Origin of the sequence: Sphingomonas morindae, from assembly GCF_023822065.1 — a bacterium.
In the GTDB taxonomy this organism is placed as follows: Bacteria; Pseudomonadota; Alphaproteobacteria; order Sphingomonadales; family Sphingomonadaceae; genus Solisphingomonas; species Solisphingomonas morindae.
Genome location: NZ_CP084930.1, coordinates 950,950 through 975,786 on the forward strand (window position 1 = coordinate 950,950; position 24,837 = coordinate 975,786).

The following is a 24,837-nucleotide window of genomic DNA, read 5'->3' on the forward strand; positions in this document are numbered from 1 at the left end:
CGCCGCCGCCGCGCCCCGGCTAGGGAGCGGCGATGGATCTCGACGCGCTGCTCCGCCACTATTTCGGCACCGACGACCCCGATGCGATCGACGGCGTCCGCCTCGCCCTGGGCCGCGAGCGGCTGACGGTCGATTTCGGCCGCGAGGCCGATCCCGGCCGACGCTTCGCCTTGTGGACGCTGATGGAGGTGTTCGGCATCGCGCCGCTGCCGGCCGAGGCCTTTCCCGATCATCCCGCGCTGCGCCGCGCCGCCGACGACTATCTCGACGCGGCCGACCGCCTCGCCGAGCAGGACGAGGCGGACGACGCCGACGAGGCCGGCCTTCACGGAGGCGGTGGCGGCGCCTAGAGCGCCGCGCCGCCCCCCGGCAGCATCCGCGCCCGCACCAGCGGGATGGGCGGGCCGCCATAGCTCAGGAACTGGTCGTGAAAGGCCTTCCAGCCGGCGCGGCCGCCATGGCTGCGGGTCCAGTCCGCGCGCAGCTTGAGGATCATCAGCTTGCCGAGCGTGTAGTTGAGATAGGCGGGATCATAGGTGCCGCGCGCCGCCTGCTGCTCGGCATTGCCCGGATCCTGATAGCCATCGTCGATGAACATGCGGCGCGACTCGGCCTCGCTCATGCCGCGCGTGTGCAGCCCGATCGCGGAGAGGAAGCGCACGTTGCGCAGCAGCGCGTTGGTCAGCTGGCCGATATGCGTCTCGGGGTCGCCATCGCCCAGACCCGCCTGCCACATCATCTCCTCGGCATAATGCGCCCAGCCCTCGGCATAGGCATAGCCGACATAGAGGCGACCGATCGGCGAGGCCGCCCGGTTGGCGTGGAGGAACTGCACGAAATGCCCCGGCATCACCTCGTGCACCGTGGTGAAGAGCAGATCGCCGCGGCTGGGGATATAGGCGTCCTGCTGCGCCTTGGACCAGCGCGGATCGGGCGGGGCGATATAGTAGATCGAGGGCACGCCGATATCGAACGGCCCGGGCGGATCGATATAGGCGGAATTCTGCGCGTTATAGGGCGGCGCCGCCGCCACCAGCGCCTGTTCGCGGCCCGGAATGGTGAGCAGATCATGCTGCACGACAAAGGCGCGCAGCCCCGGCACCTGCCGCCGCGCCGCCGCCACCGGGCCTTCGGCCGGCTTGTCGCGCGCCGCCTTGTCGATACAGGCGCGCACCGTGCCGCCCGGCAGATAGCGCGCGCAGGCCTCGGCCAGCGCCGCCTTGTTGCGGGCGAGATCGGCGCGGCCGATCGCCTCCAGCCGGTCGAGCGGGGTATCGACCATCTCCGTCGCCGCGAGCATGCGCGCGAAACGCGCCGGCCCCAGCGCATAATCCTGCGTCGCGTGCGCGGCATTGGCCTGCAGCCAGGCCGCCAGCTGGCGCATCGCGGCCGCCGCCGGCGCGGCGGCGGCATCATAGGCCGCCTGGAGCGCGGGATCGCGGACGCTGGCGAACGCCTTCTTGCCGTCGCCCGGGTAATAATCGGCCAGGCCGCCAAAGGCGGTCACGCCGTAATGGATGAAGCTGGCCGGCATCGGCATCCGCAGATTGGCGCGGATCTGCGCCACCGCGCCCGGAACCGCGCGCAGATAGGCGATCATCGCCTTCATCCGCACCGCCGGCGCCGCATAGGGGCGCGAGGTGTAGGTGCCGGGATCGATGCCGTTCGAGAAATACCAGGCGGGGTTATGATGCGGCTGATCGGCATCGGTGAGCCAGAAGAGCCGGCCCTTGGCCACCGCCACCAGATAGTCGCGCTCGAAGCGCTGGTCGGCGGTCAGCGCGGCGGCGGGAAAGGCCTCGGCGCGGCGGATCGACCCGCGCAGAAATTCGGCGCGGCGCGCGAGCCCCGCCTCGCTCCAATCGGGCAGCCGGCCATCCTGCTCGTGCCGCCCGGCCTGCACCGCAAAGGCGGGATCGAGCCTGAAGTCGGTGGCGATATAGGCGTCGCGAAAAGCCTCCCAGCGCGGCGCGGGGCGTGCGCCGATCAGCGTGGCGAGCAGCGGCAGGGCGAGCGCCCCGCGTCGGACGAAGCGGGGTAGGCGGGCGAAGGAACGCAAGGCAGGCCCTCTCGATCGGAACAGCCCGCCATGCTAGCCGGGCCGCCCGCCGCGCGCCAGCGGGTGCAATCCGCCGCGAAGCGTGTATCGGGGCGACACGCAAGCTTGAGGAGAGATCCGCGATGAACCGCCTGGGCGCGCTGCGCCAGCTGCTGGAGACCGAAGGGCTGGACGGGCTGATCGTGCCCAAGCAGGACGAGCATCTGATCCGCGAGGTCGCCGCCGATGCCGAGCGTCTGCGCTGGCTCACCGGCTTTACCGGCTCGGCGGGCACCGCGCTGGTGCTGCGCGATCAGGCGCTGCTCTTCGTCGACGGGCGCTACATCACCCAGGCGGCGCGCGAGGTGGCGGAGGCGGATTGGACGCTGGTGCACAGCATCCGCACCCCGCTCGCGACCTGGCTCGGCGACACGCTGCCCGCCGGTGTGCGGCTGGGCTATGCCCCGCGCTTCCACGCCATTGCCGATGCCGAAGCGCTCGGCCGCGCGGCCGCGCGCGCCGGGGCGACGCTGGTCGCGCTGGACCAGAGCCCGATCGATCGTCTGTGGCAGGATCGCCCCTCGGTGACGCCGCGCCCGGTCCGCATCCATCCCATCGCCTTCGCGGGCGAGCCCTCCGAGGCCAAGCGCCACCGCCTCGCCGCCGATCTCGGCCGCCAGTCCGCCGATGCCGCGATCGTGACGGCGCTCGAATCGATCGCGTGGCTGTTCAACATTCGCGGCGACGATCTGGCGGACACGCCGGTCGCCCGCGCCGCCGCCATCCTCGACGCGGGGGGCCGCGCCACCCTCTTCCTCGCCGATCCCGCGCCAAGCCCTGCGCTGCGCGATCATCTCGGTGCCGAGGTGACGATCGCCGCGCTCGCCGATTTCGCCGGCGCGCTCGACGCGCTGGGCATGGCCGGACGCGCGGTGCTGGTCGCCGCGCAGGGCACCAATGCCTGGATCAAGCAGCGCCTCGAAACCGCGGGCGCCACCATAAGGCTGGGCGCCGACCCCTGCCTGCTGCCCCGCGCGCTCAAAAATCCCGTCGAGTTGGCCGGCGCGCGCGCCGCGCATTTGCGCGACGGGGTGGCCCTGGTACGCTTTCTCGCGTGGCTCAAGTCCGGCGCCGGCGGGCCTTCGCTGGACGAGATCGGCGCGCAAGAGAGGCTGCGCGCCTTCCGCGCCGAGGGCGCGCACTTCACCGGGCTGAGCTTTCCCTCCATTTCGGCCGCCGGGCCCAATGCCGCGCTGATGCATTACAGCGCCGCGCCGGACACGGTGCTGCCGCTGGCCGATCATCCACTCTATCTCATCGACAGCGGCGGCCAATATCTGGACGGCACCACCGATGTCACCCGCACCGTTGCCATCGGCATGCCGGATGCGGCGATGCGCCGCGCCTTCACGCTCGTGCTCAAGGGGCATATCGCGCTCGCCCGCGCGCGTTTCCCGCTTGGCACCAGCGGCGCCCAGCTGGATGTGCTGGCGCGCCAGCCGCTCTGGCGCGAGGGGCTGGATTTCGACCATGGCACCGGCCATGGCGTCGGCGCCTATCTCTGCGTCCATGAAGGGCCACAGGGGATCAGCGCCAGCAATCGCGAGCGTTTGCAGCCGGGCATGATCCTGTCGAACGAGCCCGGCTATTACGAGGTCGGCGCCTTCGGCATGCGCTTCGAGAATCTCATGGCGGTGCGGGAAGACGGCGCGCTGGCCGGATCGGGCACGCCGCTGCTCGCCTTCGAGACGCTGACGCTGGCGCCGATCGAACGCGCGCTGATCGCGGTCGAGCGGCTGGACGCCGACGAGATCGCCTGGATCGACGCCTATCATGCGGAGGTGGCGGCGCGCCTCACACCACTGCTCGATCCCGCCACCGCCGCCTGGCTGGCGGCCGAATGCCGCCCGCTGGCCGGCTGATCCGGCGGGCGGCGCGCCCCCGGCTCAGTCGGCGAGCAGCGCTTCCATCTCCTCGGCCTCCTTGGGAATGGCGGGGCCGAGGATGCGCGGCGCGTCCTCGGTGACGAGCACATCATCCTCGATGCGGATCCCGCGCACGCCGGTAAAGGCGCGTACCCGCGCATAATCGATCATGTCGGCGTGGCGGCCTTCCGCCTCCCACTTCTCGATCAGCGGCGGGATGAAATAAAGGCCGGGCTCCACCGTCACCACCATGCCCGCGCGGAGCGGCTTGGCCATGCGCAGATTGGCGAGGCCGAACAGCGGGCTGCGCGACACGCTCTCGTCATAGCCGACGCTCGCCTCGCCGAGCGCCTCCATATCGTGCACGTCGAGCCCGATCTGGTGGCCCACCCCGGTCTGGAAGACGAGCGCATAGGCGCCGCTGTCTACGATCGCCTGCGGGTCGCCGCGGAACAGGCCCTCGGCGATCAGTCCCTCCACCAGCACGCGCGCGGCGCATTTGTGGACCTCGAGATAGGGCGTGCCCGCGCGACACGCCGCGATCGCCGCCTTCTGCGCCGCCAGCACCAGATCGTAGCAGAGCCGCTGGCGCGCCGAGAAGCGACCGCCGATCGGCAGGGTGCGGGTGATGTCGCCGGCATAGCCGAGCGGGCTGGTGGCGCCGCTATCGTGCACCACGAGATCGCCGGCGGCGAGCAGCTGGTCGCGCCGGTCATTGTGCAGCACCTCGCCCGCCGCCGAGAAGATGACGGGATAGGCGAGCCGGCGATCCGCCGCGCGCGCCACGCCTTCCACCGCCCCGGCGACGACATGCTCGCGCACGCCGGGCCGCGCCAGGCGCGCGGCGGTGGCGTGCATCTCCGCCGTCACCGCCAGCGCCAGCTCCATCTCGGCGATTTCCTCCGGCGACTTGATCTCGCGCTGCGCGACGATCGCGGCCACCAGCGGCGCCGAGGCGCCCGCCACCACCTCGTCGGCGCCACGACCCAGCCAGGCGCCGATCCGCGCGACGCTGGTCTGCCGATAGGGCGGGGTATAGTGGATCATCCGGCCGCGGCTGACATCGAAAAGAAAAGGCGCCAGATCCGCCAGCGGCCGCACCGCCGCCACGCCGACCCGCGCGGCCTCCTCGCGGAGCGGGGTCTTGGGGCCGAGCCAGATCAGATCGTCGAGCGAGGGATCGTCGCCGAACAGCAGGCTCTCGCCGCTGTCGAAATCGATCAGCCCCACCAGCCCGCTACGGTTCAGCCCGAAATAATAAGCGAAGCAGCTGTCCTGCACATAGGGATGGTGGTTGGACGCATAGTTCATCGGGCTGCTGGGCGCGGCGGGAAACAGGCCGAGGCCGGTGAGCGAGGCGGCGAGCGTGGCGCGCCGGGCGACATAAAGGCTCGTATCGAACATGGCCGCCGGCATAGCCGCCGCGGGCGGACGCGACAACATGCGCGCCGGCTGGATCATCGCGGCGCGTCGGGATATGGCCTGCTCGCAATCGCATAAGGGGTGACCATGCTCGAACAGGGCCGGAACTGCTGGCGGATCGAGCAAGCGGACCGCATGGCCGTGATCGTCGATGCGGACGAGTATTTCGCCGCCGCGCGCCGGGCGCTGCTCCAGGCGCGATCCCGCGTCATGCTGATCGGCTGGGATTTCGACGCGCGCATCACCCTGCACGACGGGCCGCGCCTGCCCGGCGAGCCCGAGCGGGTGGGCGAGTTCCTGCTCTGGCTGGTGCGCCGCACCCCCAGCCTCCATCTCTATCTGCTGCGCTGGGACATGGGCGCGATCAAATCGCTGTTCCGCGGCTCCACGCCCTTCACGCTGCTGCGGCTGATGCGCCACCCGCGCGTGCATGTGAAGCTGGACGGGCACCACCCGGCCGCCGCCTCGCATCACCAGAAGATCGTGGTGGTGGACGATTGCCTGGCCTTTTGCGGCGGCATCGACATGACCGGCGAGCGTTGGGACACGCGCCACCATCGCGATGGCGATCCCCGGCGCGTGCGGCCCAACGGCACGCCCTATAAGCCGTGGCACGATGCCACCACCGCTCTGTCCGGCCCCGTCGCGCGGGCGCTGGGCGACGCCGCGCGCGATCGCTGGGCGCGCGCCACGGGCGAGCGGCTCGAGCCCGTCGCCGACACCGGCCCGTGCTGGCCGGAGGGGCTGCCCGCCCATGCCGAAGCGGTGCGGGTGGCGATCGCGCGTACCCATCCGGTGATGGCGGATCAGGAGCCGGTGCACGAGATCGAGGCGCTGTTCCTCGATCAGATCGCAAGCGCACGTCGCTGGCTCTATTGCGAGAGCCAGTATTTCGCCTCGCGGCGGGTGGCGCAGGCGATCGCGCGGCGGCTCGACGAGGCCGACGGGCCGGAAATCGTGATCGTCAATCCGCTCGCCGCCCAAGGCTGGCTCGAACCCATCGCCATGGACACGGCGCGCGCGCGGCTGATCGAGTCGCTGCGCCGGCGCGATCGGCACAAGCGGCTCGCCCTCTACCATCCCTTCACCGCCGGCGGCGCGCCGATCTATGTCCATGCCAAGATCACCGTCGTCGATGATCGCCAGCTGCGGATCGGCTCGGCCAATCTGAACAACCGCTCGATGCGGCTCGACACCGAATGCGACATCGCGCTGGTGGACCAGGCGCCCGATATGATCACGGGCATCCGCGACGGGCTGATCGCCGAGCATCTCGGCCTGCCGGTGTCGCGCGTCGTCGAGGTGCTGGCCGAAACCGGATCGCTGATCGCGACGATCGAGCGGCTGCGCGGCCCCGGCCGGTCGCTCCGTCCCTATGTCGTGCCCGATCTCAGCGCGGTCGAGACCTGGCTCGCCGACAATGAGGTGCTCGATCCCGAAGGGCCGGAGGAGAGCTTCGAGCCGCTGTCCGGCCACCGTCTGTTCGAGCGCCTGCGGCCGCCGCCACGATAGACCGTGGCCCGCGCCTGACCGGCCGCGCGCCTGCCGCCGGCCGCGCTTCGTTGACGCCCGGCAAAGGAGACGGGCATGAGCATTTTCGGTACCATCCTGAACAAGATCTTCCACCATGGCGGGGCCGGTTCGGCGCCCGCCCAGCCGGCGCCCCAGCCGGCCGCCGCCGCGCCCGCCAGCCCGAGCGCGGCCGCGGCCCCAAGCCCGGCCCCCGCGCCCGCCGCCGCCGCTGCTCCGGCCCAGCCGGTGGATGTCGAGGCGGTGCTCACCGACATGGCGCAGCAGCAGGGCGGCGGCGGCAATTGGCGGACGTCGATCGTCGATCTGCTCAAGCTGCTCGATCTCGATTCCAGCCTTACGGCGCGCAAGGCGCTGGCCGACGAGCTCAACGTCCATGTCGGGGCGGACGGCAGCGCCGAGGAGAATATCGCCCTGCACAAGGCGGTGATGCGCAAGCTCGCGGAGAATGGCGGCAAGGTGCCGGCAGACCTGCGCGACTGATCGATCGCGTTCGAGCCGGGCCGCCCCAAGCGCGGGGCGGCCCGGCCTCGGCCCCTAGATGTTGCCCTGCTCCTCGGCGGGCACGCTGTCCTCCGGGCCATAATAGAGCGCGGCGCATTCCGCGCGCAGCAGCCCGCCTTCAAAGACGATATCGTCCCGCCATGCGTCGCGGATGAAGGACAGGGTGTCGATGTGCCGATCCTCGAAATACATGCGATGCACATCGTCGCGTCCCGCGCCGTACACCACGCGCCCGACCTTGGACCAGATCGCGGCCATGGTGCACATGCCGCAGGGCTGGAGCGTGGAATAGAGCGTGGCGCCGCGCAATTCCATGTCGCCGATCGCGGCACCGGCCGCGCGGATGGCGGCGATCTCCGCATGGGCGGTGGGATCGCACTGCTCCTCGGTATGGTTGCGCTCCACCGCAATGGCGGCGCCATCACGCACGATCACCGCGCCGATCGGGCTCAGCGCGGGATCGCGCCCGCGTTCGACCGCCTTTTCGATCGCGAGGCGCATCCAGCGCGAATCCTCGTCCGCGCCCATCTCAGCGCTCGTCGCCCTGGCTCGGCGGAACGGGCGGCGGCGCCGGCGTTGGCGGCCTGTGGACCAGGCCGCCCGCCGCTTCCCATTCGGCGCCTTCGGGGATGAAGGGCTCGGCGGCCGGGTCGGCCGGCGGCGGAGCCGAGGTCGGGCCGGTGCCGCTCATCGCGACGTCGCCGTCGGATCATGGCCGATATCGCCCGGCGTCGTCGCATTGGTGCGCGCCTCGCGCGCGGCATCGCGCGCGGCCCCTTCGGGCGGCGCCTCGTAGCGCGCGCCATCGCCGCCGAAATGCGCGCGGCTGTCGAGCGGCGCGCGCGTTTCCTGCGGATCCTCGCGCGCCTCTTCCGGGCTGCGGCCGCTCTGATCGTCATAGGCGCCGCTGCGCACCGCGCCCTCGGCCAGAGGCACGTCATCCGCCGCGCGCTCGCGCGGCGGGCGCGTCGCCGGGGTCATGCCGCCGGCCGCCGCCGTGCTGACCGCCGCGGTGCCGCCCTGGTGGCGCTCGGCATAGTCGGTCTTCTCGGTCATGCTCGCTCTCCTTGTCCGGCCCCAACGCATGGCGGCGGCGCTTCGCCCCGACAGGAATCGCGCGCGGCGCTCGCTTTGCCGCGTCCCGATGTTAAACCGGGGTTCACGCAAGCGGGCGCAGCCTTCCGATCCGCCCGGTGGAAAAGGATGACCGATGACCCGCGCCAAGACTTCGCTCGCCCTGGTGGGCGCCGGCCTGCTGCTCGGCGGGGGCTGGATGGCGGCGCAACAGACGCGGCATCCCAGCGCGGAAGAAGTGGCGCAGCGCGCCTGTATCGAGGATGTCGCCAATCACTCCGCCGAGGCGGAGGATAGCGGCGCGCTCGCCGCCCAGGCGGCGGAGTGCTCGGTCCAGGATCTCTGAGCCCGCGCCGGGCGGAGCCGCCGGCCCCGCCCCTCCACCGCCCGCTACGCGGCCGTCGCCCTAGCGGATGAAGCCATCGTGGCGCAGCAGCGCGTCGGGGCTCGGATCACGGCCCCGGAAGGCGCGATAGGCCTCGGCAGGGTCCACCGTCCCGCCGCGCGACAGGATGGTGTCGTGCAGCCGCGCCGCCACCTGCGGGTTCCAGGCATCGCCCGTCTCGGTGAAGGCGGCGAAGGCGTCATGATCGAGCACTTCGGCCCAGAGATAGCCGTAATAGCCGGCGGCATAGCCCTCGCCCGAAAAGATGTGGCCGAATTGCGGGATGCGGTGGCGCATCACGATCTCCGAGGGCATCTTCAGTTCGGCGAGCGTGGTCTTCTCGAAGGCACGCGGATCGATCTTCGCGTCGCCCGCCAGGTGCAGCTTCATATCGACCAGCGCGGAGGCCTGCGTCTCCACGACCGAAAACGCCTTGTTGAACGCCTGGGCCTGCTTGATCCGCGCGATCAGCGCCGGCGGCATCGGCTCGCCGCGCGCATTGACGAGCAGCCGCAGCACCTCCGGCGTTGTCAGCCAATTCTCGTTGAGCTGGCTGGGGAACTCCACGAAATCCCGGGCGACGGCGGTGCCCGACAGGGTCGGATAGGTGACCGAGGAGTTGAGGCCGTGCAGCGCGTGGCCGAATTCGTGGAACATGGTGTTGGCGTCGTCGAACGAGATCGTCACCGCCTCGCCCGCCGGCGCCTTCACGAAGTTGGAATTGTTCGAGACGATGGTGGTGACCGGGCCCTCGAAGCGCGATTGCTCGCGATACGATGTCATCCACGCGCCGGAATTTTTGCCGGCGCGGGCATAGGGATCGAAATACCAGAGGCCCACCTGCCGGCCATCGCGGCCAAGCACCTGCCACACCTTCACGTCCGGCTGGAAGACGGGCACGTCGGTCACGGGCTTGAAGGTGAAGCCGTAGAGCCGCCCGGCCGCGTAGAACATCGCCTCGCGGACATGATCCAGCTGGAGGTAGGGCTTCACCTGGTTGAGATCGAGATCATATTTCGCCTTGCGGAGCTTCTCCGCATAATAGCGGTAATCCCAGGGCGCGATCGCGAAGCCGCCATGTTCGGCGTCGACGATCTTCTGCATCGCCGCCACGTCCTGGTGCACCTGCGCCACCGCCGGCCACCAGACCTTCATCGAAAGATCGAGCGCCGCCGTGGGCGTCTTGGCCATGGTGTCGGCGAGATGCCAGTCGGCATAGGTGTTGTAGCCGAGCAGCCGCGCCTTGCGCGTCCGCAGCGCCAGGATCTGCGTGACGATCGCGTTGTTGTCGGTCGCGCCGCCCATGTCGCCGCGCGAGGTCCACATGGCGAACGCCTTCTGGCGCAGCGCGCGGTTGCTGCCATAGGTGAGGAAAGGCTCCACCGCCGAGCGGGTGTTGGCGATGCGCCACTTGCCGGCCTGGCCATGATCGGCGGCATCCGCCGCATAGCCGGCGACGAGCGCGGCCGGCATGCCCGCGAGATCCTCGGCCCGATCCAGCACGAGCGCGACATTCTCCTCGTCCGCCAGCTCATTCTGGGCGAAGCGCGTCTGCAGCACCGAAAGCTGCTGGTTCACCGATGCCAGCGCCTGCTTGTCGGCGGGCGACAATTTGGCGCCCTCGCGGCTGAAATCCGTCCAGATGCGCCAGACCAGCCGCTGCTGCTCGGGCGTGAGCCGGGCCTTGTCGGGTGCGGTATAGACCGCGTCGATGCGGCGGAAGAGCGCCGCATTCTGGATGATGCTATCGTCGAACGCGGCGAGGCGCGGCGACATGCGCGCCTCTATGTCGCGCATCGGGCCCGTCTTGAGGTTGGCGCTCCACAGATCGTAGAGCACCATCACCCGCTGCAGCGCCTTGCCCGATCGCTCCAGCGCCACGATCGTATTGTCGAAGGTCGCCGGCGCGGGATTGCTGGCGATCGCCTCGATCTCCTTCGCCTTCATCGCCATCGCCGCCGTGAGCGCGGGCTCGAAATCGGCCGGGCGCACCTTGTCGAAGGGCGGCACGCCGCCATAGGGGCCGGTCCATTCGGCGAGCAGCGGCGCGGCCGAGGCCGGGAGCGCGGTCGGCGCGGCGGAGGGTGCGGCGGCGGCGGCCAGGCCCGCCAGGCCGCCCAGCGCGGCGCCGGCCATCAGCAGCGCCCTCACTGGCCGCCCCCCACGCGGCCGGCTGAGAGGCTGGGCGGCGCCGAGGGCTGGCGCTGCTGGGCGTCCGCCACGGCATCGTCGAAAAAGGCGGCGAGATCGCGGTGCATCGCCGCCCGCGCATCGGGATTCAGATAAGCCATATGTCCTGCCGGATAATAGTGGAATGCGAAATTGCGGGCCTGATCGGGGCCGAGCTGCATGTGCCGCAGATCATATTCCGTGCCGGCGAACGGTGTCGCCATGTCGTAATAGCCGTTGAGCGAGAGCACGTGCAGATAGGGGTTGGTGCGCATCGCCACCGCGAGATCGACGGCGGTGTTCGGCACCGATTGCTTGGCGTCATAGCCGCGCACCGGCGCCGCATGCTTCCAATCCCAGGAGAAGCCATCGAGATTATAGGCCGAAACGCGATAGGGCATCTCGGTGTCGTAGTGCAGGTCGCGCACGAGATAATCGGAGAAGGCGCCGATATAGGCGCCCGAGATCGCCTCGCTCGAGGCATCGAATTCGGGCGCGTCGCCGGCGGCGTCGGCGTCGACACCGGTGTAGCGGCTGTCGAAGCGGCCGATCGTCAGCCGCTGGTCGCGCAGCAGCTCCTTCTGGAAGCGGGGCAGATCGACGCGCAGATTGGCGTTGAGGATGAAGGCCGGCGACAGGCCGGTGAGCGCGGCCATCTGCTCGGCGATGCGCTGCCGGCTGGCCGGATCCAGCGCCGAGCCCTGGGCGAGCGCGGCGGCATAGGGGCCGTCGGCGAACTGCCGCGCGCGCGCCACCGCCTCCTCCACCGTCGCCGGCGGATTGGCAAGCTTGTGGTGATACCAGGCGGTGGCGGCGTAGCTCGGCAGATAGGTGATGTAGAGCCGGTCGTAGCCGGGCTGGCGTATGCCGTAATTGAGGATGGAGGAGAGCAGCACCACGCCGTTCAGCGCCATGCCGCGATCCTGCAGCGCATAGGCGAGCGCGCCCGAGCGGGTGGTGCCATAGCTTTCGCCGAAGATCACCTTGGGGCTCTGCCACCGCGCGGTCTTGGTGACATAGCGGATGATGCCGCGCGCGAAGGCGTCGACATCCTGGTCGACACCCCAGAAATCCTTGCCCTTCTTGTCGCCGAGCGGACGCGAGAAGCCGGCGCCGACCATATCGAGGAAGACCATGTCGGTCTTGTCGAGCAGCGTATCGGGATTGGGGCCGAAATTGAACGGCGCCGGGCGCACGAATTCGGGATTGGCGGTGGCCACCCGCATCGGCCCGAACGAGCCCATGTGCAGCCACAGCGACGAGGAACCGGGGCCGCCATTGTAGAAGAAGGTGATCGGCCGCTTCCGGTAATCGCCCGGCTTGTCGGCGGTGTAGGCCACGTAGAAGATCGAGGCGATCGGCTTGGCCTCGTCGTCGCGGATCGTCAGCGTGCCGGCGGTGGCGGCATAGGCGATGCGGCCGCCGCGCGTTTCGGCGACATGATGGGTGACGACGGCGCGCTCCTCGACGGGCGGCTTGATCCAGCCTTCCACCGCCTCGGCATCCTTGTCCTTCTGATGCTGGCGGGCCATGTCGCCGCCGCTGTCGGGCTTGGCGGGATCGGCCTTGGCGGCCTCAGCGGCGGCGGGAAGGGACAGGCCGGCGAGCAGCGCGGCCGCCAGCGAAAGCACGAATTTGGAACGCATCAACGGGCCCTTGCAAGATGATCGCAGCTGCCCCCCGGCCCGGCTGCGCCCCCCGCTGCCAAGACAGCCCGCGCGCGCCCGCTTGGCAAGCCTTTTCGTCAGGCGACCGCGATGAGCCGCCGCGCCTGGGCGCGCGCCTCGTCGGTGATCTCGGCGCCGGACAACATGCGCGCGATCTCCTCCGCCCGATCCCCGGCATCGAGCGCGCGCACGCCGGTCCGCGTGACAAGGCCGTCATGGCTCTTGGCGATCAGGAAATGACGGTCGGCCCGGGCGGCGACCTGCGGGCTGTGGGTGACGACGAGCAGCTGCGCCTGCGCCGCCAGCCGCGCCAGACGCTCGCCGATCGCCGAGGCGACCGCGCCGCCGACGCCGCGGTCGATTTCGTCGAACACCATCGTCCGCGCGCCCGCCTGCTCGGCCAGCGCGACCTTGAGCGCGAGGATGAAGCGCGACAGCTCGCCGCCGCTGGCGATCTTGGCGAGCGGCGCGAAGGGCGCGCCGGGATTGGTGGAGACGAGAAACTCCACCCGGTCCCAGCCTTCCGGGCCCCAGGACGCTTCGCCCAGCTGCTCCAGTCCGGTGCGGATGCGCGCGGCGTCCAGCTTGAGCGGCGCGAGCTCGCCGGCCACGGCGGCGTCCAGCCGCTCGGCGGCGGCGGCGCGAATGGCGCTCACCGCCTCCGCCTGCGTGCAATAGGCGTCGCGCGCGGCATCGCGCGCGCGCTCCAGCGCCGCCAGCCCGGCGCTCCCTGCCGTCAGCCGCGCCAGCCGCGCCGCCAGCTCCTCGTGCAGCGCCGCCAAGCCGTCGGGCTGGACGCGATGCTTGCGGGCGAGGCCGCGCAGATCGAAGAGCCGCGTCTCGATCCGGTCGAGCCGGGCGGGATCGAAGGCCAGCGCCTCGCCCGCGCGGGCCAGCGCCTCCTCGGCCTCGCTCGCCTCGATCACCGCGCGATCCAGCGCGGCGAGCGCGGCGGCGAGATCGTCCTGCTCGGCGGCGACGCGATCCAGCCGGCGCGCCGCCTGGCGCAGCGCCGCGAGCGCGCCGTCCGACCCGTCGAGATGCGCGATCACCCCGGCGAGATCCTCCGCCAGCCGCGCGCCCTTCTGCATCGTCGCGCGCTCGGCGGCGAGGCTTTCCTCTTCGCCCGGCTCGGGGGCGAGCGTGGCCAGCTCGCCCACCGCATGCTCCAGCCATTCGCGATCGCGCGCCGCCGTTTCCAACTCCGCCCGCGCCTCGGCCAGCACCGCCTCGGCGCGCCGCCACGCCGCATAGGCCTCGGCCAGCGGGGCGAGCGGCGTGCGCGCGAAGGCATCGAGCAGCGCGCGATGGCCGCGCGGGTTGAGCAGACCGCGATCGTCATGCTGGCCGTGGATTTCCACCAGCCGCCCGCCAAGCTCGCGCAGCAGCGCGGCGGAGGCGGGCTGATCGTTGATCGAGGCGCGGCTGCCGCCATCGGCCTTGACGATGCGGCGGATCAGCAGCGGCTCGCCGGGCTCGCCTTCCAGCCCATGCTCGGCCAGCAGCGCGGCGATGCCGGCATCGTCGCCCGGTTCGAAACTGGCGGTGACGACCCCCTGCGCGGCGCCATGGCGGACGAGCCCGCTATCGGCCCGCTGACCGAGCACCAGCCCCAGCGCATCGAGCAGGATCGATTTGCCGGCGCCCGTCTCGCCCGTCAGCGCGCCGAGGCCGGGCGCGAAATCAAGGTCCAGCGCCTCGATCAGGACGATGTCGCGGATGGCGAGCCGGGTCAGCATGCGCGCCCTCTCTAGTCGATCCCGAGGGGAACGGGAACAGGGGACGAACAAATCGCCCCGGTCGCGTGCCTCACCCGGCGGTGCGCACCACGCCCTTGGGCGCCTTGCGCGTCATCAGGCTATAGGCGCGCCCATACCATTTGGAGCCGGGATAATTGGCGCCGAGCACCGCCGCCGACCGCTCCGCCTCTTCGGGCAGACCGAGCGCGAGATTGCTTTCGACCAGACGCTCCAGCGCCTCGGGCACATGGGTGGTCGTCTGATATTGGTCGATCACCGCGCGGAAGCGGATGATCGCGGCGAGCCACTGGCCGCGCCGCTGGTAGAAGCGGCCGATCTCCATCTCCTTGCCGGCGAGGTGATCGTTGACGAGATCGACCTTCAGCCGGGCGTCTGCGGCGTATTTGGTATCGGGATAGCGGCGGATCAGCTCGCCCAGCGCATCGAGCGCCTGCTGGGTGATCTTCTGATCGCGCGTGACGTCGTTGATCTGCTCGTAATAATCGACCGCGATCAGATAATAGGCATAGGCGGCATCGCGGTTGCCCGGATGGATCGACAGGAAGCGCTGCGACGACTTGATCGAGTCATTATAGCTGCGGGCAAGATAATAGGAATAGGAGCTCATCAGCTCCGCGCGACGCGCCCAGACCGAATAGGGGTGCTGCCGCTCCACTTCGTCGAACAGCTGCGCCGCCACGCGGTAATCCCGGCGATCCAGCCGGTCATAAGCGAGGTTGTACAGGGTATCGACATCGCGGGCGATGTAGCGCTGATCGCCCGCCTTCTTCTTGCCATTGCTGGCGCAGCCGGCAAGCGGCGCGAACACGGCTGCGGCAAGGGCGGCGAAAAGGAGCGGACGAGAGGCGAGGCTGCGCATAACGACGCTCCTTAGCGGCTGCGGGGGAGTGTGGGAAGCGGCCCGCGACATCCACGCCGCGCCTTGCGTCCCGGCGCTGAACCCGCTCTTAACGGCTTGTCGGCCATGGTGGGATCATGCTGCGCATCCTGACCATCGCCAGCCTCTTCCCCGATGCGACGCGGCCCGGCTTTGGCGGCTTTGTCGCGCGGCAGACCTGCGCGCTCGCCGCCCTGCCCGACACCGACGTGACGGTGATCGCGCCGCTCGGCCTGCCGCCGCTGCTCGGCCGCCGCCATCCGCGCTGGCGCGCGCTGGCCGCGCTGCCCGCGCGCGAGGCCTGGGCGGGGCTGGACGTGCACCGCCCGCGCTTTCCCATCATTCCCGGCCTGGGCGCGGCGCACGGCCCGCTGCTGGCGGCGCGGCTGCTGCCCTATGTGGCGCGGCTCCATCGCCGCCTTCGCTTCGACGTGATCGATGCTGAATTCTTCTATCCCGATGGCCCGGCGGCGATCGCGATCGGCCGTCGGCTGGGCCTGCCGGTCTCGATCAAGGCGCGCGGCGGGGACATTCACTATTGGGGCCGGCACCGGGGCAGCGCCGGTCAGGTGCGCCGCGCCGGCCGCGCTGCCGATGGCCTGCTCGCCGTGAGCGCCGCGCTCAAGACCGATATGGTCGCGCTTGGCATGCCCGAGGCCCGGATCCTGGTGCATTATACCGGCGTGGATCTCGCCCGCTTCCGCCCGCCGGCGGACCGCGCCGCCGCCAAGCGGTCGCTCGGGCTCGAGGGGCCGGTGCTGCTCTCGGTCGGCGCGCTGATCGCCCGCAAGGGGCATGATCTCGCCATCGCCGCCCTGCCCCGCCTGCCCGGCGCGACGCTGCTGATCGCCGGCGAGGGGCCGGAGGCGGCGGCGCTGCGCGCACAGGCCGAGCGGCTGGGCGTGGCGGATCGGGTGCGGCTGCTCGGCCGCCAGCCACACGAGGCGCTGCCCGCGCTCCATGCCGCCGCCGATGTCGGGCTGCTCGCCTCGGCGTCGGAAGGGCTCGCCAATGCCTGGGTCGAATCGCTCGCCTGTGGCGTCCCGCTGGTCATCAGCGAGGCGGGCGGCGCGCGCGAACTGCTTGACCGGCCCGAGGCGGGGCGGATCGTCGCGCGCACGCCCGAGGCCATCGCCGCCGCGGTGGCCGCGCTCCTCGCCGATCCGCCCGCGCCCGAGACGGTGCGCGCGGCGGCCGAGCGCTTCACCTGGCCGCGCAACGCGGCGCGGCTGCGCGCGCATCTCGCCGGGCTGGTGGCGGCGCGGGGCGGCTGAGCCGCCGGATCAGGCGTCGAGCGGGAAGAGCGCCACCGCGACCTCGCGGCCCTCGCCGCGCACGATCACCCAGGCGCGGGCGGCGGCCCGGCTGTCCATGAGATCGATGCCGATGCCGCGCGCCTGGGCGGCGGCGAGCAGCGCGGGAGACGGCCGGCGCAGCCGCGCGCCGGTGCCGATCAGCAGGAATTCGGGTGCCGGATCGAGCAGCGGCGCCAGATCGTCCAGGCTCAGCGCCTCCAGCGCGGGCGGGGTCCAGGCGATGGCGCGGCTGGGGCTGAGCTGCACCGCCCGGTACAGCGTGCCGTCCACGCGGAAGCCGCCCGCCCCGACGCCCTGGAGCACCGGACCGGCCGCGGCCTCTTCCGGGACAAAGCGCGCCATCAGCGCTTGGGCGCGATCCGCTCGGCATTGGCGCGCGCGGCCTTGCGGGAGTCGCTCGCGGCGGCCACCTGCTTGAAGCGCGACTTGTCGATGCCGAGCGAGATGAGCAGCGAGGAGGAGACGTAGATCGAGGAATAGGTGCCGACGATCACGCCCAGGATCATCGCCGCCGTGAAGCCGCGCAGCACATGGCCGCCGAACAGCAGCAGCGACACCAGCGCCAGCAGGATGGTGAGCGAGGTCATCACCGTGCGCGGCAGGGTTTCGTTGACCGAGAGATCGATCAGCTCGCCGATCGGCATCTGCCGATACTTGCGCAGATTCTCTCGGATGCGATCGTCGATCACGATCTTGTCGTTGATCGAATAGCCGACGATCGTCAGCACCGCGGCGACGATGTTGAGATCGAATTCGAGCCGGGTGAGCGCGAAGAAGCCGAGCGTCATCAGCACATCGTGCAGGATCGACACGAAGGTGGAGACACCGAACTGCCACTCGAACCGGAACACGCCGAACAGGGCGATGCCGGCGATGGCGAGGAAGACGGCGAGCACGCCCTTCCAGATCAGCTCGTCAGAGACCTTGCCCGAGACCGTCTCGACGCGATTGTAGCGGACGCCGGGAAAGCTCTGGCTCAGCGCACCCTCGACCTTGGCGACCAGCGCGTTGTTGGCGCCTTCGTCGGTCGAGCGCGGCAGCGGCAGGCGGATCGAGATGGTGGTGGGGTCGAAGGACTGGAGCGACGCCTCGCCCACATCGAGCCCGTCGATCCGCTCGCGCACCGCGTCGAGCGGCGCGGCCGTGGGGAATTTGGCCTCGATCAGCAGGCCGCCGACGAAATCGACGCCGAGGTTGAGGCCGCGCGCGGCGACCAGCCCGACGCTGGCCAGCGACAGCAGCAGCGTCACCGCAAAGGCGATGCCGCGCAGCCGGACGAAGCCGATATTGGTGTTGTCGGGGACGATTTTGAGAAGGCGCATGGCAGGGCTCAAATATGGATCGCCTGCGGGCGGTGGCGCTTGAGCCACAGCGCGACCAGCATGCGCGTGAAGGTGACGGCGGTGAACACCGAGGTGACGATGCCGAGCAACAGCACCACCGCGAAGCCTTTGACCGGGCCGGAGCCGAGCAGCAGCATGATGGTGCCGGCGATGGCGTGGGTGACATTGGCTTCGAAGATGGTGCGGCTCGCTTCCTTATAGCCAAGCTCGACCGCCTGGACGACGTTGCGGCCGCGCCGGCGCTCCTCGCGGATGCGTTCGTTGATCAGCACATTGGCGTCCACCGCCGTGCCGATCGTCAGCACGAAGCCGGCGATGCCCGGCAGCGTCAGCGTCGCGTTGAGCAGCGCCATCGCCGCGAGGATGACGAAGATGTTCAGGATGACCGCGAGATTGGCGTAGACGCCGAACCGGCCATAGGTGACCAGCATGAAGGCGACGACCAGCGCCACCGCGATCGCGCTGGCGACGACGCCGGCATGGATCGAATCGGCGCCGAGGCCGGGGCCGACCGTGCGCTCCTCCACCGTCTTGAGCGCGATCGGCAGCGCGCCCGACTGGAGCGAGATGGCGAGCTGCTGCGCGCTGTCGACGGTGAAATTGCCGTTGATCCGCGCCGCGCCGCCGAGGATCGGCTCGTTGATCGAGGGCGCCGAGAGCACGACATTGTCGAGCACGATCGCGAAGGGCTTGCCGACATTCTGCTGGGTCACCTCGGCGAAGGCGCGCGCGCCCTTGGAGCCGAAGGTGATCGAGACGACCGGCTCGTTGGTCTGGCCGTCATAATCCTGGGCGGCCTTGGCGAGATCGGTGCCGGTGATGATCGCGCGGCGCTTGACCGCGATCGGCGCGCCATTCTGGTAGCGCAGGATCTGGTCGCCGATCGGCGCCTGGCCGGCGGCGACCTTCTGCGGATCGGCCTGGGTATCGACCAGCTTGAACTCGAGCTTGGCGGTCTTGCCGATCAGCGCCTTGAGCTTGGCCGGATCCTGCAGGCCCGGCACCTGGACGAGGATGCGATCGCTGCCCTGGCGGACGATCGTCGGCTCCTTGGTGCCGAGCGCGTCGATGCGCTTGCGGACGATATCGGTCGCGCCCTTCATCGCCTGATCGACGAACTGGTTGATCCCGCCCTGGGTGGGGGTGAGGACGATGCGGGTGGAATCGACCACCTTCACGTCCCAGTCGCGCGTGCCGGTGGAGCCGACGGGCGCGGTGAGGGTGCGGATCTTCTCGACCGCGGCATCGACCCGGGCGGGATCGCGCACGAAGAAGCTGAGCGCGCCATCGGCGGTGGAGATGTCGCCGATGTCGATCGCGGGCTGCATCGCGTGCATCGAATCGCGGACGCTGTCTTCCATGGCGGCGACGCGGGTCTTGGCGACATCGGCCGTATCCGCCTCGAGCAGGATATGGCTGCCGCCGGCGAGATCGAGGCCGAGATTGATCCGCGGCATGCCGCCGAGCCCGAGCGCGCGGGCGGTGTGGTCCGGCATCAGGCTCGGCACGGCGAGCAGCACGCCGAGCAGCAGCACGCCGAAAATCGACAGGATCTTCCAGCGCGGAAAGTCGAGCATCGGGCGCCTCAGTCGTTCGCGGGCTTGCCGGCGGCGCGCACATCGGTGAGCGTGCCCTTGACCGCGCGGACCCGGGTGTTGGGCGCCAGCTCGATCTCGACCTCATCGCCGTCGACGCGGATCACGCGGCCGATCAGGCCGCCGCCGGTGACGACGGCGTCGCCCTTCTTGAGCGCCTCGAGCATCTGCTTGTGCTGCTTGGCGCGCGCCTGTTGCGGGCGGATGAGCAGGAAGTAGAAGATCACCACCATCAGGATGATCGGCACGAAGCCCGAGAAAGCGGCGAAGCCGCCGCCCGAGGGCGCGGCGCCGGCGGCTTGGGCGAAGGCGGGAGACGAGAACATGGGGCGGGTCGCCTGGCTGGACTGGGGGCGTGACAGCGCCCCCCTGCTGAAGGCGGGCGCCTATCACGGCAGGCGCGCCCCGCGCAAGCGAGGGCGGGACGCGCGCTTCCCGGAAAGCGACGCGAGCCCCTTGCGAACGCTTGCCAAGCGCCGCCGCCTCCCCTACAGGCCCCCGCTCAGGTCGGGGCGTAGCGCAGCCTGGTAGCGCATCAGACTGGGGGTCTGGGGGTCGCAGGTTCGAATCCTGTCGCCCCGACCAGCGCGACCCTTTGGAGTCGCGGGCCAAGGGCCGGGTCAGCAATGGCCCGGCCTTTTCCTTTGGCGCCCGCCGCTTGGCGCAGGCTGTCCTACACGAACCCATTTGGTTATACAGCGGGCGTTCTGGACAGGAGGCTGCGCATGGACCCGACGCATCTGATCGACGCGCTGATCGCGCGCGAGGGCGACTATGTGGATCACCCCGCCGACGCCGGGGGCCCGACCCGCTACGGCATCACCGAGGCGCAGGCGCGCGCCGCCGGCTGGACGGGGTCGATCCGCGCGCTGCCGCGCGCCACCGCCGCCGCGCTCTACGCCGCGCGCTACTGGCACGAGCCCGGCTTCGACCGCGTCGCCGAGCGCGCGCCGCGCCTGGCCGCCGAACTGTTCGACACCGGCGTCAATATGGGCCCGCTCACCGCGATCGCGCTGCTGCGGCGGGTGCTGCGCGCGCTCAACCGGCAGGGCCGCGACTTTGCCGATCCGCGCCCGCGCGGCCCGATCGACCGGCCGCTGCTGGCGGCGATCGACGCCTTTCTGCGCCAGCGCGGCGCGCCCGCCGAGACGGTGCTGATCCGCGCGCTGGATGCGCTGCAGGGCGCGCGCTATGTCGCGCTCGCCGAACGGCGCCCGGCCAACGAGCTGTTCCTCTATGGCTGGCTCGCCAATCGCGTGGGCGGGGCGCGATGAGTGAGGATCGCTTCACCCGCCGCGCGCGGCCCGCCTTTCTCTACGTGATGTACGCGCTGCTGCTGGGCGCGGGGCCGGTGGCGCTGGTGGCGGCGCTTTCGCCGGCGACGGCGGCGGCGATGACGCGCGCGATGGCGGCCTATCTCGCCGCCCTGCCGGAGCCGCTCTACGCGCTGTTCGGCACGGGCTATATCGGCTACACGGCGGCGCGCGAATGGGGCAAGGCGCGGCCCGCCGCGCGCGTCGCGCCGGCCGCCGCCGAGACGGTACGCGCCGGCTTTCCCTCGCCCCCCGCGATCGACTAGGCCGCGCCCATGACCGCGCTTCCCCGCATCGCCATCGCCCATTCCCAGCTCGGCAGCGTCGTTCCGCCGCTGCGCGCGCACTATACGGTGCTCCCCTTGTGGGAAGCGCCCGATCCGGCGGCGCTCGCCGAGACGCGGATCCTGGTGGCGGCGGGCGAGCTGCCGCTGCCGGACGCGGTGTTCGAGGCCATGCCCCGGCTCGGGCTGATCGCGGTCTTCTCGGTCGGCTATGACGGGATCGACGTGGCGGCGATGCGGCGGCGCGGGCTGGAGGTGAGCCATGCGCGCGACGCCAATCACGAGGATGTCGCCGATCACGCGATCGGCCTGATCCTGGCGCATCGGCGCAAGATCGTGGCGGGCGAGGCGCTGCTGCGCGCCGGCCTGTGGGGCACCGGGCCCAAGCTGCTCACCCGCGCGCTGGGCGGCGCGCGGCTGGGGCTGGTGGGGCTGGGCGCGATCGGCGGCGCCATCGCCCGGCGCGCCGAGGCGATGCGCATGACGGTGGGCTGGTGGGGCCCGCGCGCCAAGCCCGACGCGCCCTGGCCGCGCGCCGACAGCCTGACGGCGCTGGCGCGGGCGAGCGACATCATGGTGCTGACGGCGCGCGCGACCGAGGACAATCGCGCGATGATCGACGCCGGCGTGCTCGACGCGCTCGGCCCCGAGGGGCTGCTCGTCAATGTCTCGCGCGGCCAGCTGATCGACGAGCCCGCGCTGATCGCGGCGCTGCGCGACGGCCGGCTCGGCGGCGCCGCGCTCGATGTCTATACGGTCGAGCCGACGCCGGCGGACATGTGGGCGGATGTGCCCAACACGCTGCTCACCCCGCACAGCGCCGGCGCCACCGACCAGGCGCTGGCCGAAATGCAACGCCAGCTCCGCGCCAATATCGACGCCTTCCTCGCCGGCCGGCCGGTGCTGTCGCCGGCGGCGTGAGGGGGGGGGAGACCTTCGGTGGGTTCAAGCACTCCAACACCGTCGAAAGTCTTTTCTGGCTCTTGAAGCGCGGCATGGCTGGCATCTTCCGGATGAACGAAGCCCATCTGAGCCGTAGACTCATAAAGCGGCTGCGCCGCTAACGCCCGACGTGTTGCCGATCGGCCTCTACCCCCACCGATCTGAAAACGGGTATCTCGTTCACTCAGAGTTGGCAGTAAGGAAATCTGAGCATCCGACTCGCCATACCCACGTCATGGCCGACCTGATCGTCAAACGCGCGACTGCTAAGCGCGATCTCCTTCGCCGTTATGCAATTCACATCGATGGTGAGTGCGTTGCGCACGTTCGCGCGGGAGGAGCGACGCATATCAAGATCGCAGAGGGGATGCGTGAATTGCGGTTGTCGATCGACGGCCACAGTTCACAAGCAAAGACAATCCTCGCGAGCAATCACTGCGTCGCCATAGTGAACTGCGCTCCAGCCGAATATCCGGTTCCTGCTAGACAGTCCCGGATCTCAATCCTCCGATTGGCGGAGCGCTTACCCCCGGACCGCACGTCCTATATCAAGGTGGATCTGGACTGTGCGACTGAACTGGCACGGGCGTTCTTGCATGCAGCTTGGTCGGTCGCCCGATATAAAATTGGAGAGCGATCCAAGCCGGGTGAACAGTCGCGATACGGGCTCAGCGCTGGCGACCTTTCTGTGCTTTACCACGGGTGCCGCAGCCCCAACGCGGCTATTGTCACCACTCTCGGTTCGGCAAATGATCGCCTTTGGCGTGAGTTGGTCCGCGTCCATTGGCTAGCTGCCAGCACGATCCCCGCAATCGGTTCTGGGGCAGCGGTCGGCTATAGATTTACAGAGCTTGGCCAGATAGAATTGCTTGAAATCTTCGACGGATAGATCGTCTCGGCAGCGGATTTCTCCATGGTATCCTGATTGCAGGATAAGCCAATTGCACCCAATCTCAGGCATGTCGAACGGTGGCAACTAGGCATCTTTTCTTGAGTTCACGACCTAGGTTGCTACTGCGCTGAATTTGATTTTGCTACAGCACCCGCATGGTAAGCGATGCGGAGCGCACGGACGCCGCAAGGACCGGTGGCCGCTGCAAGAGCCTCACCTATGGAAGAATTGATCAGATCGCCGCCTAAGCATCCCAAGCTACCCCGCCAGAGTAGCTAGCACCCTCTTCCATATTTCCTGAAGACTCCGGCCACCTTCCCTTGCTAGCCTTGTGCGGCTTGTGAGGGGTGGCGAGGGCGCGTTTCAGCGCCGCTCCCATGCGAGCCGCTGTCTCTACGTCAGAGAGAGTGTCCGCCTGCCACGGTGCTGACATGTACCTAGATCCATTCGAGGGGCCGTTTCTCAAGCTCGAGAGAGCGGGTAAGCATTTAATCGAGCTTGTCGAAGCAGTTCGCGCCTATCAGGCGCTCGCCCATCCTGAGTTCATTCACAGAGGTCGCGCTGAGGACCCGTGGGAGATTGCGCTTTCCGAAAAAGTTCCTCCCGAAATATCGCTGATCCTAGGCGATATCGCGCACTCCTTGCGATCAGCACTAGATGTGATGACGTGTGACATCGCTCGGGTCCGAAAAGTAGGGGTGTCCGACATGTCGTTCCCATTCACAGATAGTGAGGAGTCTTTCAAGGCGAAGCTGTCTGTTTCGCCAAAGTCGGCTCCCTTTCTAAAGCTGGGGAAAGACGTCGTAAGCATGATCGAAGCTGCACAACCTTATAAGGGCGGAAACGACCTCCTCCGCGGCCTGCATGATCTCAACAATCACGACAAACACCGAACGGCTGTACCATTAGTACAGTTCATTAGTACTTCATTCAATCCTGGAGTGAAATGGTCGAGAGAGATGGGAGTTAATCTTATCTATCAATCCGGAATACTAATGGGGCTCGGGGTTGGAGAACCTATCTCGCACGAAAGGTACCTCAGCCATCCCGCTGACAGCATCACTATCAACAAGGACGCCATGATTATAACGTTTCCCCCGGGATACTTCCTAACCGGCTCTATCTTGGAAACAATGGAAAACCTCGTGAATGCTGTTTTTAGTCTCGTCGAGCGATTCAAGGAGGCAGTTTTGCCGGCCTAATTTAGGCAATCATGTCCTCGCTTTCTAGATTTTTTGAAGTCTGGATTGACGACTCCATTTGAAGTATGATTTCAGCGCCTGCCCGTCTAGATGGCTTCCTTTTGGACCTCATGCATCAAATATGTGATTGCGTTCGAAACGATGAAGAAGCCGATTACCGGTTTATGTCAAAAGCAACATCCATTAGGCGGCCTTGAACGGCGGCTAAGTCTCAGTCTTCGTCCCACCTGGGGTCATTAACAACCGGCAGTTCTTGGAGCCGGTCGCCCCCCTCAGCGTTCCGCCAGATAGGCGTCGAGCGCGTCGCTGCCGCCGATGCGGTGGTCGCCGATGAAGATTTGCGGCGTGGTGTCGACGCCCTGGTCCTGCTTGAAGCGATCGACCTCCTCGCGCGAGACGAGCAGGCGGTCGTCCACCGCATAGCCGGCGCCTTCGAGCAGCGCCTTGGCGCGCAGGCCGAAGGGGCAGACATGATCGGGCAGCACCATGCGGTACAGCGTCGCCTCGTTGGTATCGGTCATGCCGGGTCCTTTCCTGATGCTCTGCGCCAACGCGCGGCGGCGGGGGGTGATCCGCCGGGCCCGCGCGGGCCGGCGCGC

25 protein-coding genes and 1 tRNA gene are annotated in these 24,837 nt (G+C 69.3%); 12 read left to right on the top strand and 14 right to left on the bottom strand.

From position 1 onward, the window contains the following. Positions 1-32: 32 nt before the first annotated feature. Positions 33-350 (top strand): hypothetical protein, encoded by a 318-nt coding sequence (locus LHA26_RS04720; RefSeq protein WP_252167581.1) that lies wholly within the window; start codon positions 33-35, stop codon positions 348-350. On the opposite strand, the gene LHA26_RS04725 is transcribed toward LHA26_RS04720, so the two are convergent. Then, positions 347-2,059: a DUF885 domain-containing protein gene (locus LHA26_RS04725; RefSeq protein WP_437441233.1), complete on the bottom strand. Its 1,713-nt coding sequence runs from the start codon at positions 2,057-2,059 to the stop codon at positions 347-349. The two genes, LHA26_RS04720 and LHA26_RS04725, sit on opposite strands and share 4 nt — an antisense overlap. A gap of 122 nt (positions 2,060-2,181) precedes the next feature. Between LHA26_RS04725 and LHA26_RS04730 the strand changes: the two genes are divergently transcribed. Next, on the top strand, positions 2,182-3,960 hold the full coding sequence (locus tag LHA26_RS04730) for an aminopeptidase P family protein (protein WP_252167582.1): 1,779 nt from the start codon (positions 2,182-2,184) through the stop codon (positions 3,958-3,960). Positions 3,961-3,984: 24 nt separating this feature from the next. On the opposite strand, the gene LHA26_RS04735 is transcribed toward LHA26_RS04730, so the two are convergent. After that, complete coding sequence (locus LHA26_RS04735; protein ID WP_252167583.1) at positions 3,985-5,367, bottom strand: aminopeptidase P family protein; 1,383 nt, start codon at positions 5,365-5,367, stop codon at positions 3,985-3,987. Between the two features lie 105 nt (positions 5,368-5,472). On the opposite strand from LHA26_RS04735, the gene LHA26_RS04740 reads away from it, so the two are divergent. After that, positions 5,473-6,897: a phospholipase D-like domain-containing protein gene (locus LHA26_RS04740; protein WP_252167584.1), complete on the top strand. Its 1,425-nt coding sequence runs from the start codon at positions 5,473-5,475 to the stop codon at positions 6,895-6,897. Between the two features lie 75 nt (positions 6,898-6,972). Beyond that, entirely contained in the window at positions 6,973-7,398 is a 426-nt protein-coding gene (locus LHA26_RS04745) for a DUF3597 domain-containing protein (protein WP_252167585.1), read from the top strand. 54 nt (positions 7,399-7,452) lie between these two features. Here the strand turns inward: LHA26_RS04745 and LHA26_RS04750 are convergent, their stop codons facing one another. The 3 genes from LHA26_RS04750 to LHA26_RS04760 are packed head-to-tail and all read right to left on the bottom strand — an operon-like array spanning position 7,453 to position 8,475. Next, positions 7,453-7,947, bottom strand: coding sequence for a nucleoside deaminase (locus LHA26_RS04750; RefSeq protein WP_252167586.1), 495 nt, complete (start codon positions 7,945-7,947; stop codon positions 7,453-7,455). 1 nt (position 7,948) lies between these two features. After that, the gene (locus LHA26_RS04755) at positions 7,949-8,110 is read right to left on the bottom strand and encodes a hypothetical protein (RefSeq protein ID WP_252167587.1); all 162 of its coding nucleotides are present in this window, start codon (positions 8,108-8,110) and stop codon (positions 7,949-7,951) included. Further along, on the bottom strand, positions 8,107-8,475 hold the full coding sequence (locus LHA26_RS04760) for a hypothetical protein (protein ID WP_252167588.1): 369 nt from the start codon (positions 8,473-8,475) through the stop codon (positions 8,107-8,109). Before LHA26_RS04760 ends, LHA26_RS04755 begins: the two co-directional genes overlap by 4 nt. A 154-nt stretch (positions 8,476-8,629) precedes the next feature. Here LHA26_RS04760 and LHA26_RS04765 point away from each other — a divergent pair, with 154 nt between their 5' ends. Further along, complete coding sequence (locus tag LHA26_RS04765) at positions 8,630-8,839, top strand: hypothetical protein (protein WP_252167589.1); 210 nt, start codon at positions 8,630-8,632, stop codon at positions 8,837-8,839. 60 nt (positions 8,840-8,899) lie between these two features. Here LHA26_RS04765 and LHA26_RS04770 read toward each other — a convergent pair whose 3' ends face one another. The 4 genes from LHA26_RS04770 to LHA26_RS04785 form a co-directional block, all read right to left on the bottom strand. Then, entirely contained in the window at positions 8,900-11,029 is a 2,130-nt protein-coding gene (locus LHA26_RS04770; RefSeq protein WP_252167590.1) for a M3 family metallopeptidase, read from the bottom strand. Continuing rightward, entirely contained in the window at positions 11,026-12,693 is a 1,668-nt protein-coding gene (locus tag LHA26_RS04775; protein ID WP_252167591.1) for a S10 family peptidase, read from the bottom strand. Before LHA26_RS04775 ends, LHA26_RS04770 begins: the two co-directional genes overlap by 4 nt. Positions 12,694-12,791: 98 nt before the next feature. Continuing rightward, positions 12,792-14,453, bottom strand: coding sequence for a DNA repair protein RecN (recN, locus tag LHA26_RS04780; RefSeq protein ID WP_252167592.1), 1,662 nt, complete (start codon positions 14,451-14,453; stop codon positions 12,792-12,794). A 70-nt stretch (positions 14,454-14,523) separates the two neighbouring features. Further along, positions 14,524-15,333, bottom strand: a complete 810-nt coding sequence (locus tag LHA26_RS04785; RefSeq protein WP_252167593.1) for an outer membrane protein assembly factor BamD — start codon at positions 15,331-15,333, stop codon at positions 14,524-14,526. 116 nt (positions 15,334-15,449) lie between these two features. Between LHA26_RS04785 and LHA26_RS04790 the strand changes: the two genes are divergently transcribed. After that, complete coding sequence (locus LHA26_RS04790; RefSeq protein ID WP_252167594.1) at positions 15,450-16,625, top strand: glycosyltransferase; 1,176 nt, start codon at positions 15,450-15,452, stop codon at positions 16,623-16,625. Between the two features lie 9 nt (positions 16,626-16,634). On the opposite strand, the gene LHA26_RS04795 is transcribed toward LHA26_RS04790, so the two are convergent. The 4 genes from LHA26_RS04795 to yajC are packed head-to-tail and all read right to left on the bottom strand — an operon-like array spanning position 16,635 to position 19,931. Further along, positions 16,635-17,009, bottom strand: a complete 375-nt coding sequence (locus LHA26_RS04795; protein ID WP_252167595.1) for an Mth938-like domain-containing protein — start codon at positions 17,007-17,009, stop codon at positions 16,635-16,637. Beyond that, positions 17,009-17,989 carry a protein translocase subunit SecF gene (gene secF, locus LHA26_RS04800; RefSeq protein WP_252167596.1) on the bottom strand — a complete coding sequence of 327 codons (981 nt, stop codon included), beginning with the start codon at positions 17,987-17,989 and terminating at the stop codon, positions 17,009-17,011. Before secF ends, LHA26_RS04795 begins: the two co-directional genes overlap by 1 nt. 8 nt (positions 17,990-17,997) lie before the next feature. Continuing rightward, positions 17,998-19,587 carry a protein translocase subunit SecD gene (secD, locus tag LHA26_RS04805; RefSeq protein ID WP_252167597.1) on the bottom strand — a complete coding sequence of 530 codons (1,590 nt, stop codon included), beginning with the start codon at positions 19,585-19,587 and terminating at the stop codon, positions 17,998-18,000. A gap of 8 nt (positions 19,588-19,595) precedes the next feature. After that, positions 19,596-19,931 carry a preprotein translocase subunit YajC gene (yajC, locus tag LHA26_RS04810; RefSeq protein ID WP_252167598.1) on the bottom strand — a complete coding sequence of 112 codons (336 nt, stop codon included), beginning with the start codon at positions 19,929-19,931 and terminating at the stop codon, positions 19,596-19,598. A gap of 182 nt (positions 19,932-20,113) precedes the next feature. Between yajC and LHA26_RS04815 the strand changes: the two genes are divergently transcribed. The 6 genes from LHA26_RS04815 (at position 20,114) to LHA26_RS04840 (ending at position 24,238) form a co-directional block, all read left to right on the top strand. Beyond that, positions 20,114-20,190 (top strand) — tRNA-Pro (locus LHA26_RS04815). A 140-nt stretch (positions 20,191-20,330) separates the two neighbouring features. Further along, complete coding sequence (locus LHA26_RS04820; RefSeq protein WP_252167599.1) at positions 20,331-20,879, top strand: glycosyl hydrolase 108 family protein; 549 nt, start codon at positions 20,331-20,333, stop codon at positions 20,877-20,879. Next, entirely contained in the window at positions 20,876-21,184 is a 309-nt protein-coding gene (locus tag LHA26_RS04825; RefSeq protein WP_252167600.1) for a 3TM-type holin, read from the top strand. The genes LHA26_RS04820 and LHA26_RS04825 overlap by 4 nt, the downstream gene beginning before the upstream one ends. Positions 21,185-21,193: 9 nt before the next feature. Beyond that, the gene (locus LHA26_RS04830) at positions 21,194-22,123 is read left to right on the top strand and encodes a 2-hydroxyacid dehydrogenase (RefSeq protein ID WP_252167601.1); all 930 of its coding nucleotides are present in this window, start codon (positions 21,194-21,196) and stop codon (positions 22,121-22,123) included. Positions 22,124-22,379: 256 nt separating this feature from the next. Then, positions 22,380-23,033: a BRCT domain-containing protein gene (locus LHA26_RS04835; RefSeq protein WP_252167602.1), complete on the top strand. Its 654-nt coding sequence runs from the start codon at positions 22,380-22,382 to the stop codon at positions 23,031-23,033. 434 nt (positions 23,034-23,467) lie between these two features. Continuing rightward, positions 23,468-24,238 carry a hypothetical protein gene (locus LHA26_RS04840; RefSeq protein ID WP_252167603.1) on the top strand — a complete coding sequence of 257 codons (771 nt, stop codon included), beginning with the start codon at positions 23,468-23,470 and terminating at the stop codon, positions 24,236-24,238. 272 nt (positions 24,239-24,510) lie between these two features. Here LHA26_RS04840 and LHA26_RS04845 read toward each other — a convergent pair whose 3' ends face one another. Continuing rightward, positions 24,511-24,759: a glutaredoxin domain-containing protein gene (locus tag LHA26_RS04845; RefSeq protein WP_252167604.1), complete on the bottom strand. Its 249-nt coding sequence runs from the start codon at positions 24,757-24,759 to the stop codon at positions 24,511-24,513. Positions 24,760-24,837 lie beyond the last annotated feature (78 nt).

Bases quoted from the DNA above. Each gene is read 5' to 3' on its own strand.
- LHA26_RS04835 (WP_252167602.1), top strand. From the start codon at position 22,380: ATGGCCGACCTGATCGTCAAACGCGCGACTGCTAAGCGCGATCTCCTT.
- LHA26_RS04765 (WP_252167589.1), top strand. From the start codon at position 8,630: ATGACCCGCGCCAAGACTTCGCTCGCCCTGGTGGGCGCCGGCCTGCTG.
- secD (WP_252167597.1), bottom strand. From the start codon at position 19,587: ATGCTCGACTTTCCGCGCTGGAAGATCCTGTCGATTTTCGGCGTGCTG.
- LHA26_RS04795 (WP_252167595.1), bottom strand. From the start codon at position 17,009: ATGGCGCGCTTTGTCCCGGAAGAGGCCGCGGCCGGTCCGGTGCTCCAG.
- LHA26_RS04820 (WP_252167599.1), top strand. From the start codon at position 20,331: ATGGACCCGACGCATCTGATCGACGCGCTGATCGCGCGCGAGGGCGAC.
- LHA26_RS04755 (WP_252167587.1), bottom strand. From the start codon at position 8,110: ATGAGCGGCACCGGCCCGACCTCGGCTCCGCCGCCGGCCGACCCGGCC.
- yajC (WP_252167598.1), bottom strand. From the start codon at position 19,931: ATGTTCTCGTCTCCCGCCTTCGCCCAAGCCGCCGGCGCCGCGCCCTCG.
- LHA26_RS04760 (WP_252167588.1), bottom strand. From the start codon at position 8,475: ATGACCGAGAAGACCGACTATGCCGAGCGCCACCAGGGCGGCACCGCG.
- LHA26_RS04830 (WP_252167601.1), top strand. From the start codon at position 21,194: ATGACCGCGCTTCCCCGCATCGCCATCGCCCATTCCCAGCTCGGCAGC.
- LHA26_RS04845 (WP_252167604.1), bottom strand. From the start codon at position 24,759: ATGACCGATACCAACGAGGCGACGCTGTACCGCATGGTGCTGCCCGAT.
- LHA26_RS04730 (WP_252167582.1), top strand. From the start codon at position 2,182: ATGAACCGCCTGGGCGCGCTGCGCCAGCTGCTGGAGACCGAAGGGCTG.
- LHA26_RS04825 (WP_252167600.1), top strand. From the start codon at position 20,876: ATGAGTGAGGATCGCTTCACCCGCCGCGCGCGGCCCGCCTTTCTCTAC.
- LHA26_RS04750 (WP_252167586.1), bottom strand. From the start codon at position 7,947: ATGGGCGCGGACGAGGATTCGCGCTGGATGCGCCTCGCGATCGAAAAG.
- secF (WP_252167596.1), bottom strand. From the start codon at position 17,989: ATGCGCCTTCTCAAAATCGTCCCCGACAACACCAATATCGGCTTCGTC.
- LHA26_RS04735 (WP_252167583.1), bottom strand. From the start codon at position 5,367: ATGTTCGATACGAGCCTTTATGTCGCCCGGCGCGCCACGCTCGCCGCC.
- LHA26_RS04740 (WP_252167584.1), top strand. From the start codon at position 5,473: ATGCTCGAACAGGGCCGGAACTGCTGGCGGATCGAGCAAGCGGACCGC.
- LHA26_RS04790 (WP_252167594.1), top strand. From the start codon at position 15,450: ATGCTGCGCATCCTGACCATCGCCAGCCTCTTCCCCGATGCGACGCGG.
- LHA26_RS04840 (WP_252167603.1), top strand. From the start codon at position 23,468: ATGTACCTAGATCCATTCGAGGGGCCGTTTCTCAAGCTCGAGAGAGCG.
- recN (WP_252167592.1), bottom strand. From the start codon at position 14,453: ATGCTGACCCGGCTCGCCATCCGCGACATCGTCCTGATCGAGGCGCTG.
- LHA26_RS04745 (WP_252167585.1), top strand. From the start codon at position 6,973: ATGAGCATTTTCGGTACCATCCTGAACAAGATCTTCCACCATGGCGGG.
- LHA26_RS04785 (WP_252167593.1), bottom strand. From the start codon at position 15,333: ATGCGCAGCCTCGCCTCTCGTCCGCTCCTTTTCGCCGCCCTTGCCGCA.
- LHA26_RS04720 (WP_252167581.1), top strand. From the start codon at position 33: ATGGATCTCGACGCGCTGCTCCGCCACTATTTCGGCACCGACGACCCC.
- LHA26_RS04775 (WP_252167591.1), bottom strand. From the start codon at position 12,693: ATGCGTTCCAAATTCGTGCTTTCGCTGGCGGCCGCGCTGCTCGCCGGC.